Source organism: Mesorhizobium sp. M1E.F.Ca.ET.045.02.1.1 (assembly GCF_003952485.1).
Lineage (GTDB): Bacteria > Pseudomonadota > Alphaproteobacteria > Rhizobiales > Rhizobiaceae > Mesorhizobium.
On the sequence record NZ_CP034447.1, the window covers coordinates 5,848,260 to 5,863,182 of the forward strand.

Below are 14,923 nucleotides of genomic sequence, written 5' to 3' on the forward strand. Positions count from 1 at the left end.
AGCCGGATCTAAAGGAGCTTGGGGACGCTGGCCGGGATTATCGCCAAGTAAAACGCCGAGCTTGGCCGCGCGTCCGAGGGGACGCGCGGCTTATAAGCCAAGCCTTTGATTTTACGCGGGTATCTTGACCACGACCTCGGTTTTGTCGCCAGCCTTCGGTTCGAAAGACCCCGATTTTGTCTTCGAACCATTGACTTCGAGCGAGATCGACTTGGTCTTTTTGTCGCGGATAACGCGGACCTTGATCTCGCCGTCGAACATCCTGAGCGTGGCGGCGTAGCCGTCCCAGTGGCTGGGCAGCTTCGGCCTAAACGTGATCTGCTTGCCGCGCCGCTCGATGCCCAGGATTCCCTCGACAGCCGCCCGGTAAAGCCAGCCGGCTGAGCCCGTATACCAGGTCCAGCCGCCGCGGCCTCCCTTTCCTTCGCCGGCGTAGATGTCGGCCGCCACCACGTAGGGCTCGACGCGGTAGTGCTCGGCAGCCGCCTCGTCCGAGGCATGGTTGACCGGGTTCAGCATCGAGAAGCAGCGATAGGCTTCGTCAACGCGGCCCATTTCGGCGAGCGCGATGACGAACCAGGTGGCGGCATGGGTGTACTGGCCGCCATTCTCGCGCACGCCCGGCGGGTAGCTCTTGATGTAGCCGGGGTCCTTGTCGCTGTTCGAGAAAGGCGGCGTGAACAGCTTGACGATCTTGAGCTCGTCGTCGACCAGCATCTTCGTCGCCTGTTCCATGGCCGTCGTCGACCGCGCCGGGTCGCCCTCGCCCGAAAGCACGCTCCAGGACTGAGCGATGGAGTCGATCCTGCACTCGTCCGAGTTGTGAGAGCCGAGCGGCGTGCCATCGTCGAAGCTGCCGCGCCGGTACCACTGGCCATCCCAGGCCGTGCTCTCCAGCGCCCGCTTAAGCGCGTCGGCATGCCTGGTCCAGGCCTGCGCCCGCTTGGCATCGCCTTGTCCCTTGGCGACGGGGGCGAAGTCGCCCAGCGTCTTCAGAAGGAACCAGCCCAGCCACACGCTCTCGCCCTTGCCGCCCTCGCCGACGCGATTCATGCCGTCGTTCCAGTCGCCGCCGAGGATCAGCGGCAGGCCGGCCGGGCTGCTGCGCTTGATGGCGAGGTCGAGCGCCCTTGCGCAGTGGTCGTACAGCGGGGCGGTGGTCTTGGTGATCTCGGGCGTGAAGAAAGCATCGTGCTCGCCCTCGCCGATCTCCTGCCCGTCGATGAAGGGGATGTGCTCCTTGAGGATCGCGGCATCGCCGGTGACCTCGATATAGCGGGCCGTCGCGTGCGCCAGCCACACCACGTCGTCCGAGATCATGGTGCGCACGCCGGCATCGGTGCGCGGCAGCCACCAGTGCTGGACGTCGCCCTCGGGGAACTGCCGGCGCGCGGCATTGAGGATCTGGTCGCGCGCCAGGCTCGGATCGTGCGCCAGCAAAGCCAGCGTGTCCTGCAGCTGATCGCGGAAGCCGAAGGCGCCGCTCGCCTGGTAGAAAGCCGACCGCGCGCGGATGCGGCAGGCCAGGCTCTGGTAAGGCAGCCAGTGGTTGACCATGGCGTTCAACGCCTTGTCCGGCGTATCGACCTGGATGGTGTCGAGGAAGCCGCGCCAGACGCGCTCGTTGTCGGCCAGCCGCTGGTCGAAATCCTTGCCGCGATGGGTCTGCACCAAAGCGCTCGCCCCGGCGGCCGTGCCCGCGTCGCCGAGGAGCCAGAACAGCGTCACGTCGCCGCCGGCCGGAATGTCGATGTCGCTGGCGATCACCGCGCACGGATCGTCGCCCGCCTCGACGCGGCCGGACAGGGCAAGTCCGCCAAGCACGGCCTGCGGATATTCCGTGGTGCCATGCCTGCCGATGAACTCGCTGCGATCGGCGGTTACCGAATGCACCGGGGCCGTGGCGGCGAGGAAAGCCACCCGCTCGCCGAAGTCGAGCCCATAGGGGTTCTGCGCCAGAAGCGCGCCGGTCGCCGGATCCCGCGTCGGCACGATGGTCGCTGCCGTGCGCGAGCGGTGGCCGCCGAGCACCCATTCGGCATAGGCATAGACGCGCAGCCTTGCCGGCGCCTGGCCGGCATTCTGGATGCGCAGCCGGGTGATCTTCACCGGATCCACCGGGTCGACCACCTGCGTCAGGTCCATCGACAGCGGTCCTCGCTTCGAGCGGAAGGTCGAGAACCCCTGGCCGTGCCAGGTCTCGTAGGTCATCGAGGGGTCGCGCACCACCGCGGCCATGGGCGAGAACGCCTTGCCGGTCAATTGGTCGTAGATGTAGAAGCCCTCGCTCGGCCGGTTCGACACCGGGTCGTTCGACCACGGCGTCAGCTGGTAGTCGCGGCTGTTGCGGCTCCAGGTGAAGCCGGCGCCTTCGGCCGAAACATGGAAGCCGAAGGAAGCGTTGGAGATGACGTTGATCCAGGGCTGCGGCGTCGTGCGCCGCCCGGTCAGCCGCGTCACATAGTGACGGCCATCACCGTCGAAGCCGCCAAAGCCGTTCCAGAGGCCGAGGCCGCCGCCGTCGGCGGCGATATCGGCTCCGCGGCTTGCCGGCACCGGCAAGGGCGGAAGGGTCGGCTCGCGCGGCGTCCCGCCCTCGGCCTGTTGCAAGGCGTCGCGGGCTTGCAATGCGGCCGTCTCGGCCCGTTCGAGCTGGTCGAAGATGGTGCCGTTGCGGGTATGGAGCGCCACGCGCGCGACCGACAGCAGGGTCTTGTAGGTCGGCTCGTCCATCAGGTCGCGGCGCACGGCGAAGATGTGCTGGCGGGGCCCAAGCTCGCGCCCGCGCAGGCGGCTGTTCTCGCACAGCGTTTCCACCGCGCGCTGCAGGTCCTGCACATAGGAGGATGCCTGCTCGTTGACGACGATGAAGTCGATCATCATGCCGCGGGCGCGCATATATTCCTGGAAGCGCAGCGCCTGGGCGACGATCTCAAGATCGGCGACGTCGCCGATGCGCACGAGGAAGATCGGGAAATCGCCGGAGATGCTGGTCGGCCAGAGGCTCGACTGACGACCGAGGCCCGAGGCGATCGATTCCGCGGGCAGACGCAGGAACGGGTCCGGATAGATCAGGTAACGCGCCAGCTTCTGCACATTCGCGGCGTCGGTCAGGCTGAGGCCGAGATGGCGTGTCTGCACCTGGCTGCGCGTCCAGGCGAGCATCGCCTGGCGGGCGAAGCTTTCCTGATGGTCGAGGCGACCGATCGCCTCGTTGAGCTCGCCGCGGTTGGCGCCGACAACGGTCCAGAAGGTCAGCGAGATCTTCTTGTTGGCCGGCACGCGCACCTGGCGGCGGAGCGCCGCCACCGGGTCGAGCGTGAAGCCCTGGTGGCCGCCAAGCCTGGCGCCCGGATCGAAAGCGGCGGCATCGGCGATGGTACGACCCCGGCCAATGAAGGCACGGCGGTCGGTTTCCGCCTCCGCGTCGCGCGAGGGACCCGCCGGATCGGTGACGAAATGCACCATCGTGATGTCGGGCTCGTTCTTCTCGCGCTTGCGCCTGGTGGCGAAGATCGCGCCGTTGTTCTGCGCAATCTCGGTCTCGACGAACATCTTCGAAAACGCCGGATGGGCGTTGTCAGAGGCTTCGTTGCCCAGCACCAGCTCGGCGAAGGAGGTTACCTCGATGTGCCGGTCGGTGGCGCCGTCATTGTAGAGCGTGATGCGGCGGCCTTCGCCATTGCCTTCCGAAATCACGATGCATTCGACTTCCGAACGCAGCGAGCCGACCGACTTGGTGAAGCTCGCCTTGTCGTCGGCAAACAGCGTCTGCACGCGTTCACCCTCCGCGCGCTTTGGTTCGGCTGTCGCCGACCACCAATCGCCGTTCGCGGTATCGCGCAGGAAGATGTAGGAGCCGAGACGGTCCTCGCTCGGGTCCGGCTGCCAGCGGGTGACGGCAAGCTCGCCGAAGCGGCTGTAGCCGGAGCCGGTTGCGGTGACCATGACCGAGTAGCGGCCGTTGGACATGACATTGGTCGCGCGCAGCGCCTTGATCGGATCGAGGATGATGCGGCTGTCGGGGCTCTCGGTCTCGGTCTCGTCCTTGGCGCGCTCGTCGGCCTCGGTGCGGACTGTGGCGGTCGGAATGTCGCGCGGCGCCTTCTCCTGCAGCAGCAGTTCGGCCGACTCGATCACCGGGTCGCTGTGGAAACGTTCGCGCAACCGGCCCTCGAAGATGGCATCCGCCACGGCGGCGATCGACATGCCGGAATGGTGGGCCATGTAGTTCTGGACGACAGCGTGGTCGCTGCCTTCCGGCACGCGTTGCGGCGTGAAATCGACCGCATCATAATAGCCGTGGCGGCCGAGCGCGCCGATCGAGCGCAGCCGCATCAGGTTCTGCACGGCCTCGCGCGGATTGAACTGCGCCGCCAGGATCGTGGCGTAAGGCGCGATCACGGTGTTCTGGCCGAGGCCACGCTTCAGGCCGAGGCCGGGCACGCCGAAATTGGTGTACTGGTAGGTGAGCTCGCGGTCGCGGGCGTTGTAGGCCGCTTCCGAGATGCCCCAGGGCACGTTCTTGGAACGCGCATACTGGATCTGGCGCTTGATGATGAGCTTGCTGGTCTGGTTGAGGATCGAGCCCTGCGGCTCCTTCATCACCAGCGGCGGCATCAGATACTCGAACATCGAGCCCGACCAGGACATCAGCGAGCCCTTGAAGCCGATCTCGACGATCGGGCGGCCGAGCCTGAACCAGTGCTCCGTCGGCAGGTCGCCCTTGGCGATGGCGAACAGGCTGGTCAGTCGCGCCTCGGAAGCGAGCAGGTCGTAGCAGCTCTCGTCGAGCTGGTGCTCCTCGACACGGTAGCCGATCGACAGAAGCTTGCGCTCCTGCCGCATCAGGAAGGAGAAATCCATCTCGAAGGCGTAGCGGCGGCAGCGTCCGCGCAGCGCCAGCAGCTTGGTGCGGAGCGCCGAGACCGCACTTTCGTCATTGTGCGAATCGTGCACATGCGCCTCGCAGGTCGCCTCCAGCCTGGCCGCCCAGTCGGCGATGACATCGCTCTTCGGTGATGCCGCCTCGGTGTGGATCGCCGTGGCGAGCTTGCGGATCTCGCCGGCCAGCACCGCGAGGTTGATGGTGCGGATCGAGGCCATCTCGGGCTGCGCCTTGATGGTCATCACCGCGCGGCGCATGCCGTCGAGCCGGTCGGCGAGACGCTGGCGCAGCGGCCGCAACTGCCGGCGGTCGTCGGGCAAGTCCTCAAGGCTCTCGTCGAGGATGGTGACGGTGTCGAGGATACCCTCGAAATCGCCCTGCAGGTGGACCGAAGGCGCCTCGGCCCATTCGGCGCAGGTCGCGGCCACCGCGACCAGATGGCCGGCGAGATTGCCGCTGTCCACCGCCGAGATATAGAGCGGATAGAGCGGCTTCAGCGTCGTCGTGTCGTACCAGTTGTAGAGATGCCCGCGGTCGCGCGGCATGTTCTCGATGGTGGTCATCGTGGCGTCGATGCGGGTGATGGCGTCGGCAAGGCTGATCCAGCCGAAATCGCGCGCCGACACCACCGAGAGCAGGTAGACGCCGATATTGGTCGGCGAAGTGCGCGGCGCCACCACCGGCGCCGGGCTTTCCTGGAAATTGTCGGGCGGCAGGTAATGATGCTCGGCCGTCACGAAGGTCTCGAAATAGTGCCAGGTGCGACGCGCCACGGTGCGCAGCGCATGGATGTCGGACGCCGAAATGCGCAGCCTGTCCTCGGTCTCTGCCGAGCGGCTGATCCAGCAGGCGACGGCGGGCGAGCCGATCCAGAAAAGCGCGAAGAAGAAGGCGACGAACGCACCAGTGGAATCGGCCAGCACCGGAATGGCAAGGCCGACGATGCCGATGATCACGGCGCCGTACATCATGCTGTAATAGGAGCCGAGATCGCTGCCGCCGCTCTTGTGCGCCTGCGAGGCGGTGCGCCACTCGAGAAGGTTCTGGCGGCTGACGAAGAGCCGGTAAAGCGTGCGGATGATGGCATCGCCCATCATCCAGGCGAGATGCGCCATCAACAGCACTTTCAAGGCCACCAGCGCCGTGCCGAAGACCGTGTCGCGCGCCAGCGCCGAGAAGTGGCCGCGCGGCGTCTGGTCGCCGCTCTTCGGCAGGATGCCGTTGACGATGTCGAAGGTGGGCGCCATGAACAGGCTGAGGATCAAAAGCGCCTGCCACTGCGCGGCCTGCGTGAAGGGCAGCAGCGTCCAGCCGGCGATACAGGCCATCACCCAGAAGATCGGGGTCAGCGTGCGACGCAGATTGTCGACCATCTTCCAGCGCGACAGCGCCGGAACGCCGGAACGAGGATCGAACATGAAGCCGAGCAATTGCCAGTCGCCGCGTGCCCAGCGGTGATGGCGCGAGGCGTCGACCGAGTAGCGGGTCGGATAGTCCTCGACCAGCTCGACATCGGTGACAAGGGCCGCACGCGCCAGGGCGCCTTCGAGCAGGTCGTGGCTGAGGATGGTGTTTTCCTCGATGCGGCCCTTCAGCGCCGCCTCGAAGGCATCGACGTGATAGAGGCCCTTGCCGGTGAAGGAGCCGTCGCCGAAGACGTCCTGATAGACGTCAGAGACGGCGAAGACGTAAGGGTCGAGACCGCGATTGGCCGAGAAGACGCGCTGGAAGAACGAGGCATCGTCGCCGCTGGTCAGCGATGCCGTGATGCGTGGCTGCAGGATGGTGTAGCCGGCGGTGACGAGGCGCTTTGCCGGGTCGAAATGCGGGCGGTTCAGCGGGTGCGCGAGCTTGCCGACCAGCGTCGAGACGGCGTCACGCGTGGTGCGCGTGTCGGCGTCGAGCGTCATCACATAAGTGACTTTTTCCGGCAGCGGCACGTCGAGCGGCAGGAAGGTGGTGTCGCTGTCGCCGCGCAGCAGGAGGTTGAGCTCATGCAGCTTGCCGCGCTTGCGCTCCCACCCCATCCAGCAGCCCTGCGCCTGGTTGTAGAGCCGCCGGCGATGCAGAAGATAGAAGCGCGGCGCGCCCTCCGATGGATAGCGGGCGTTCAGCCTGGCGATCTCGTCACGGGCATATTGCAGGATCTCGATGTCGGCGGCGTCGATCTCGGTCTTGGAATCCGGCCAGTCGGACAAGAGCGCGAAATGGATCTCTTCCGCCGTGTTGGCGAGGTGATGCACCTCGATGTTGCGGATGTTTTCCTCGACGTCGTCGCGCGAGCCGATGAGCGACGGCACCACGCAGAGCGTGCGCGCCGCGGCCGGGATGCCGTGCTTGTAATCATAGCCGACAAGCCGTGTCGGCTTCAGGAACAGCGCCACGACGGTGTTGAAGAAGGCCAACGCGCCTTCGCTGGCGGGCACCGCGAACAGCGCCAGCATCAGCGTGACCGACTCCACCGACAGCCCGAGAGTGGCGAGCGCCCTTCCCGACAGCACAAGCAGCAGCGCGGTCAGCAGGAAGACCGGCACGACGATACCGAGCCAGCCGGCGCTGGCAAAAGCGCGCTTGAAGGTCACATAGAAGGGCGGCCGGTAGCCGATCGCCTTTTCCAGCTCCGGCCTGCGCGGCCCTACCAGGAAGAAACCGACATCTGTATGCACCGCGGGATCGGCGGTCTCGGGGACGCCGGACGCGTCGGTGACCCCAGGCGTGTGGCCCGCAAGCTCGATCGCCTTTTCGGCGACGCGGTACTCGGAAAGGTCTGAGCGGCGCGCCATCTGCTCGATCGCGGTGCGGTACTGGTCGCGCGAGAAGAAATCGAGCGCGGCGAAATCGGTGCGCTCGCGCAGCAGCGTGTCGATGCGGCTGACGCCCTCGAACCAGACCGTCCAGTCGACGTCGTTGATGAGGCGCAGGCCGCGGATAATGTTGCCGGTGGTGACGTTGCCGCTGGAGAGCGTCTGATGCTCCGAGATGATGATCTCTTCGGCGTCCGAGCCGGTCTTCTCGAGCTCGCCCTCCAGCCATTCCAGCGCCCGGCCGGCATTCTGCGAGCCGTCGCGCAGGCGGTAGAGGAGCTGGGTGGCGAAAGTCGTGTCCTGCGCGTGCGCGGCGTAGGTCGACAGGATCCTGGTCCGGTCGGCATTGTCGTCGGTCGCGAGCACGCGGTCGGCGACCTCGTTGGCGATCTGGCGCATCTGCCGGGTGCGGTTGACGCGCACCGCGATACGGCGGAGGTTTTCGATCAGCACGAAACGCAGCAGCGAGGGCAGCGCCCAGAGCTCGCCGATCTTCAGCGGCTCGACTGCCTGGAAGCCTTCGACAATCGCCTTGAACATGGTCGCCGAGACCGAGCTGTCAGAATGCTCGACATAGCTCCAGGCAACGGCAAAGGCGCGCGGCAGGGCGGAGCCGTCGGCAAGCTTGAGCGTCGGCAACTGGCGGTAGAAACGGCGCGGCAGGTCGCGCTTGACCTGGAAGATGGTCTCCTCGACCAGATAATTGTTGTCGAGCAGCCATTGCGCCGCGGGTGTGATCGTCTCGCCCTTGGCCTGGGCGGCATTGGTCGAACGGTAGACTTCGAGAATCTTCTTGGCGCTGTCGCGGATGCGGGCCTGGAATTCGAACGGCGCCAGACCGAACAGCTCCCGGACTTCGCCGTCGGCAAGTGCTGCGCCCAGCGCGCGCAGCCGGTCCTCAGGCAGGAAATTGGAGCGTATCGGCGCTTCCGTGACAACCGGGAAGCCGGCGCTTGTCTGTTCGATCTTGGTGGGATTCGTCTGAATGTTCATTGATTATTCCGTAAGGCGGGGCGCAATGCGGCGTCACCGCCACGGCAATGGCCCTAAAACCGGTTCAAATGCAATTGGTTGCATGGCAGGTCCGGTCGAAAGTTTTTTTGCGCTCCATGACAGGGGCGTCCCCTTTCGACAACTCAAGGGCGAACGCCCCTCGCTTCCCCGCCCCGGGGTCCGATCAGGGAAAGGATTCAGGCTTTTTCGTGGTACATGCAAGGGGCCGGGTGATATTTCGCCCGCGCCGCGATCATGTTTGGAAACAGCCGTTAATCGTTGGCGGCGAGGTTGAAGAGCCTGATAACGAACAGAGGCCCCTGCCCTTCAGGCTCCAGGCGCAATTTCGGGCTGTCTCGGTCGAGAATCAAAATGTCCAGCGGGCCGAGGCTTGCGAGGTCCTGGGAGAAGACTTTGACGCCGACACCGACCGGCAGGACAAGCGTCGTATCGCTGCCGGCGTCAATCTCTCTTTCACTCGAGAGCGACAGCCGCTCGACGGTATGGCCCATGCGGCCCCGGCGCGTCATGACGTTGAGATCGATGATCGGGCCACTGATCAGGGTGGCACTGGTCGGCACGTCTCCGGGGAAGGAAAGCGGCGCCGAGGCTGTCGTCAGCCGCGACGCGGGCTGGCCGGCGATATCGAGCACGATGCCTTCGCCTTCGAGCACCGCGAGCGTGCGGTCGATACCGGCAAAGCTGGAGAACGGCCCGCCCGTCTCGACGCGGGCCATCGAGATGCGCCAGTCGAAATCGTCGAGCCCGGCAGAGTCAGGCGAGACGGCGATCTCGGTCGTCGTGCCGCCGCCATTCTTCCACGGCATGACCCGGTAGCCGGCGGCACGAAGGATACGCATCGCTTCAGCCCAGAATGCCCGGCAGGTTGAGCTGATGCTCCTTGGCGCAGGCAATCGCTATGTCGTAACCGGCATCGGCGTGGCGCATGACGCCGGTCGCCGGATCGTTCCAAAGCACGCGCTCCAGGCGCTTCGCCGCGTCCGGCGTGCCGTCGGCGACGATCACCATGCCGGCATGCTGCGAAAAGCCCATGCCGACGCCGCCGCCATGATGCAGCGAAACCCAGGTGGCGCCGGACGCGGTGTTGAGCAGCGCGTTGAGAAGCGGCCAGTCGGAAACGGCGTCGGAGCCGTCCCTCATCGCCTCGGTCTCGCGGTTCGGCGACGCGACCGAGCCGGAATCGAGATGGTCGCGGCCGATGACGACCGGCGCCTTGAGCTCGCCCTTGGCCACCATCTCGTTGATGGCGAGACCGAGGCGATGGCGGTCGCCGAGGCCGACCCAGCAGATGCGCGCCGGCAGACCCTGGAAGGAGATGCGCTCGCGCGCCATGTCCAGCCAGTTGTGGAGATGCGTGTTGCCGGGGGTGAGCTCCCGCACCTTGGCGTCGGTCTTGTAGATATCCTCCGGATCGCCGGAGAGTGCGGCCCAGCGGAACGGGCCGATGCCGCGGCAGAACAACGGACGGATATAGGCCGGCACGAAGCCCGGGAAGGCGAAGGCGTTCTCAAACCCCTCGTCCTTGGCGACCTGGCGGATGTTGTTGCCGTAGTCCAGCGTCGGCACGCCGGCGTTCCAGAACGCCACCATCGCCTCGACATGCTCGCGCATCGAGGCGCGGGCCGCCTTCTCCACGGCCTTGGGGTCGGAGGTGCGCTTCTCGCGCCATTCAGCCATGGTCCAGCCCTTGGGCAGATAGCCGTTGATGGGGTCGTGGGCCGAGGTCTGGTCGGTGAGGATATCGGGGCGGACGCCGCGCCTGAACATCTCCGGCACGATCTCCGCCGTGTTGCCGAGCAGGCCGACCGACTTCGCCTCGCCGGCCTTGGTCCAACGCTCGATCATTTCCATGGCCTCGTCGAGCGTCTCGGCCTTCTCGTCGAGATAGCGGGTGCGCAGGCGGAAATCGATCGAGTCCGGATTGCATTCGATCGCCAGGCAGCAGGCGCCGGCCATGACGGCGGCGAGAGGCTGGGCGCCGCCCATGCCGCCGAGACCGCCGGTCAGGATCCACTTGCCCTTGAGATTGCCGCCATAGTGCTGGCGGCCCGCTTCCACAAAAGTCTCATACGTGCCCTGCACGATGCCCTGCGTGCCGATATAGATCCAGGAGCCGGCCGTCATCTGGCCGTACATCATCAGGCCCTTCCTATCGAGCTCGTTGAACTTCTCCCAATTCGCCCAATGCGGCACGAGGTTGGAGTTGGCGATCAGCACGCGCGGCGCGTCCTTGTGGGTGCGGAAGACGCCGACCGGCTTGCCGGACTGAACCAGCAGCGTCTCGTCCTCGCCGAGCGTCTTCAGCGTGGCGGCGATACGGTCGAAATCGTTCCAGGTGCGCGCCGCCCGGCCGATGCCGCCATAGACGACCAGCTCGTTCGGGTTCTCGGCGACCTCCGGATCGAGGTTGTTCATGAGCATGCGCAGCGGCGCCTCGGTGGTCCAGTAGCGGGCGTTGAGCTTGTCACCGCGGGGCGCGCGCACTTCGCGGATGTTGTGACGGGGATTGTTCATCATTGTCCCTTTCAAGCAAGGCGGGCGGCGCGGGTCAGCGCCTTGCCCAGTCAATGGCGGTTTCGAGGATGGTCTTCAGCGTGGCGCGGATCGGCGCGGCGTAGCTGGGGTCGTATGGCACCGGCCAGTTTTCCGGCGCTCCCTTCTTGTTCGGCTCGCGCATATAGCCGCGGTTGGAGAGCTCCATCTGCAGCGCATGGACACCGTTCTGCGGCTGGCCGAAGCTTCGCGTGATCCAGCCCCCCTTGAAGCGGCCGTTGACCACCCAGGTCTCGCCGGTCGCGGCGAGGATTTCGGCCACCTTTTGCTGCAGCGACGGATCGGCGCTCTTGCCGTCATTGGTGCCGAGGTTGAAGACCGGCAGCGTGCCTTCGAACAGGCGCGGCAGCACCGAGCGGATCGAATGGCAGTCATAGAGAACGATGTTCTCGTGGATGCCGCGCAACCGGTCGATTTCGCCCTGCAAGGCGGCATGATACGGAACGAAATAAGTCTCGCGGCGCTCATCGATCTCGGACGGCGTCGGTTCGTCGCCCATGTTATAGAGCGGATCGCCGTCGAACGTGTCCGTCGGGCACAGGCTGGTCGTCGCCTGTCCAGGATAAAGCGAGACGCCGGAAGGGTCGCGGTTGACGTCGATGACGGTGCGCGAAATGGCGGTGTGGACGACGGTCGCACCGAGGTCGGCTGCGAAATCGTAGAGCTTGTCGATCCACCAGTCGCAGTCGCGGCGGCCGAGCCAGGTCGAGACCAGCCGGCTGTCGAGACCGGCAAGATCGATGCCGGTATGCGGGATCGAGACCAGCAGCGGCGCCGTTCCTTGCGTGACGGTGAGCCAGGAAGGCGTGGTCATCATGCGGCTCCCGCAATCGATGGCAGCGCGATCGCGCCCGCCGCTTTCACCGCCGCCTCGCTGCGCACCAGGGCGATGGCCTTTTCCATGTCGGGATGGAAATGCCGGTCATTGTCGAGGTGCGGAACCTCGGCACGGACCAGCTTGCGCACCGCTTCGAGCGCTTCACTCGAAGCCAGCGGGGCGTGGAAATCGCAGCCTTGGGCGGCCGCCAGCAATTCGATGCCGACAACGGCGGTGGCATTCTCGATCATGCCGAGCAGCCGTCGCGCGCCATGCGCGGCCATCGAGACATGGTCTTCCTGATTGGCGGAGGTCGGGATCGAATCGACGCTCGCCGGATAGGCCTTCTGCTTGTTTTCCGAAACAAGTGCGGCCGCCGTCACCTGCGGGATCATGAAGCCGGAATTCAGGCCAGGCTTGGGCGTCAGGAAGGCCGGCATGCCGGACAGCGCCGGATCGACCAGCATGGCGATGCGCCGTTCCGACAGCGAGCCGATCTCGCAGACCGCAAGCGCGATCATGTCGGCGGCAAAGGCGACCGGCTCGGCGTGGAAATTGCCGCCCGAAAGCGCGGTGTCGTCCTCGGCGAAGATCAGCGGGTTGTCGGTGACGCCGTTGGCCTCGGTCTCCAGAGTGTCGGCCGCCTTGCGCAGCACGTCGAGCGCCGCACCCATCACCTGCGGCTGGCAGCGCAGGCAGTACGGATCCTGCACGCGCTCGTCGCCGACGCGATGCGATTCACGGATGGCGCTGCCGGCCATCAGGTTGCGCAGCGCCTCCGCCGTCTCGATCTGGCCGCGATGTTTCCGCAAGAGATGGATGCGCGGATCGAAGGGCGCGTCCGAGCCCTTGGCGGCATCCGTCGACAGCGCGCCGGCAACCAGTGCGGACTGGTAGAGCGTCTCGGCCTCGAACAGGCCTGCGAGCGCGAAGGCGGTCGAGAACTGGGTGCCGTTGAGCAGCGCCAGACCTTCCTTGGCGCCAAGCGTCACCGGTTCCAGCCCGTGCGAGACGAAGGCGACTTTGGCCGGGAAGCGGCCATGCGGTGTAAAGCATTCGCCGACGCCGATCATGACGGCGGTCATATGCGAGAGCGGCGCGAGGTCGCCGGAAGCGCCGACCGAACCCTGCGCCGGCACCACCGGGGTGACGTCGTTGGCGAGCATCCCTTGAAGCAGGTCGATGGTCTCGGCGCGAACGCCGGAGGCGCCCTGGGCGAGGCTGGCAAGCTTCAGCGCCATCATCAGCCGCACCACCGCGACCGGCATCGGCTCGCCGACACCGGCGGCATGCGAAAGCACGATGTTGCGCTGGAGCGTCTCGAGGTCGGCTGCGGGAATGCGGGCGCTGGCCAGCTTGCCGAAGCCGGTGTTGATGCCATAGACCGGCTCGCCCTTGGCGACGATGCGGGCGACCGCCTCGGCGCTGGCCTTGATCTTCGGCCGGCAGGCGGCGTCAAGCTTCGGAACGGCGCCGCGATAGATGGCGCGCCAGTCGGCAAGTGTCGTGTTGCCGGGCTTCAGGATCAGTTCGGTCATTGTCCTCTCCAGATACGGGCATGGAGCGGGTTGAAGCCCATGCGGTAGACGAGCTCGGCTGGGCGCTCGATGTCCCAGATGGCAAGGTCGGCCGACTTGCCGGCTTCAAGCGTGCCGGTCTTGTCGAGCAGGCCCAGCGCACGCGCGGCCTCGCGGGTGACGCCGGCGAGACATTCGTCGACGGTCATGCCGAACAGCGTCGCGGCCATGTTCATGGTGAGCAGCAACGAGGTGAGCGGCGAGGTGCCGGGATTGCTGTCGGTGGCGACCGCCATCCTGACGCCGCGCCGGCGGAACAGATCGACCGGCGGCTTCTTCGTCTCGCGGATGAAGTAGTATGCGCCGGGAAGGATCGTCGCGACGGTGCCAGCGTCAGCCATCGCCGCGGCACCCGCCTCATCCGTATATTCGAGATGGTCGGCGGACAGCGCGCCATAGCGGGCGGCGAGCGCTGCGCCATGCAGGTTGGAGAGCTGGTCGGCGTGGAGTTTTACGGGCAGGCCGAGCGCTTTGGCCTTATCGAAAACGCGCGCGATCTGCTCCGGCGAGAAGGCGATGCCCTCGCAAAAACCGTCGACGGCATCGGCGAGCTTTTCGGCGGCAACTGCCGGCAGGATCGTGCCGGCGACGAGGTCGATGAAGGCGTCCTTGTCGCCCTTGGCTTCCGGCGGCAGCGCGTGCGCGGCGAGACAGGTCGTGCGGATCGTGACCTTCCGTTCACCATCAAGCCGGCGGGCGGCGCGCAGCGACTTCTTCTCGTTGTCGAGGTCGAGGCCGTAGCCGGATTTGACTTCGACGGTCGTGACACCTTCGGCCAACAGCGCATCGAGGCGCGGCAGCGTCTCAGCGACGAGTTCGTCCTCGCTGGCAGCGCGCAGCGACTTCACGGAGGAAACGATGCCGCCTCCAGCGCGGGCCACTTGTTCATAAGTGGCGCCGGCCAGCCGCATCTCGAACTCGTTGGCACGGTTGCCGGCATAGACAAGGTGCGTGTGGCAGTCGATCAGGCCGGGCGTGATCCAGCGTCCTGCGCAATCGACGGTGTCGGCGCCCCGCCCGAGCCCGGCCGGCATGTCGGCTTCGGCGCCAGCATAGACAATCAAGCCGTCACGTGCGGCGACCGCGCCTTTCTCGACGATGCCGAGGCCGGCCGCGTCCTCAGCCAGAGTCGCCAGGCGCGCATTGCGCCAGAGACGAAGGCCACTCTTTCCGTTCTCTCCACCCATCATCTTTTCCATTTGAAAGGATGGCAATTATGTATATACATATTGGAGCGCGACGCAAGCGGTAATGTCGCCGAGGCATTCAG

The 14,923-nt window shown here is 66.0% G+C and carries 6 protein-coding genes; all 6 read right to left on the reverse strand.

Annotated elements, in window-relative coordinates; translation table 11 throughout:
• Positions 1–111 precede the first annotated feature (111 nt).
• Entirely contained in the window at positions 112–8,685 is an 8,574-nt protein-coding gene (locus EJ070_RS28370) for a glucoamylase family protein (RefSeq protein ID WP_126094315.1), read from the reverse strand.
• Positions 8,686–8,957: 272 nt separating this feature from the next.
• Positions 8,958–9,545 carry a HutD family protein gene (locus tag EJ070_RS28375; RefSeq protein WP_126094316.1) on the reverse strand — a complete coding sequence of 196 codons (588 nt, stop codon included), beginning with the start codon at positions 9,543–9,545 and terminating at the stop codon, positions 8,958–8,960.
• Between the two features lie 4 nt (positions 9,546–9,549).
• A complete protein-coding gene (gene hutU, locus EJ070_RS28380) occupies positions 9,550–11,220 on the reverse strand; it encodes a urocanate hydratase (RefSeq protein ID WP_126095935.1) in 1,671 nt (556 codons plus the stop codon).
• A gap of 34 nt (positions 11,221–11,254) precedes the next feature.
• The gene (gene hutG, locus EJ070_RS28385) at positions 11,255–12,073 is read right to left on the reverse strand and encodes an N-formylglutamate deformylase (RefSeq protein WP_126094317.1); all 819 of its coding nucleotides are present in this window, start codon (positions 12,071–12,073) and stop codon (positions 11,255–11,257) included.
• Entirely contained in the window at positions 12,073–13,614 is a 1,542-nt protein-coding gene (hutH, locus tag EJ070_RS28390; protein ID WP_126094318.1) for a histidine ammonia-lyase, read from the reverse strand. The genes hutG and hutH overlap by 1 nt, the downstream gene beginning before the upstream one ends.
• The gene (gene hutI, locus EJ070_RS28395) at positions 13,611–14,840 is read right to left on the reverse strand and encodes an imidazolonepropionase (RefSeq protein ID WP_189350109.1); all 1,230 of its coding nucleotides are present in this window, start codon (positions 14,838–14,840) and stop codon (positions 13,611–13,613) included. Before hutI ends, hutH begins: the two co-directional genes overlap by 4 nt.
• Positions 14,841–14,923: the final 83 nt, after the last annotated feature.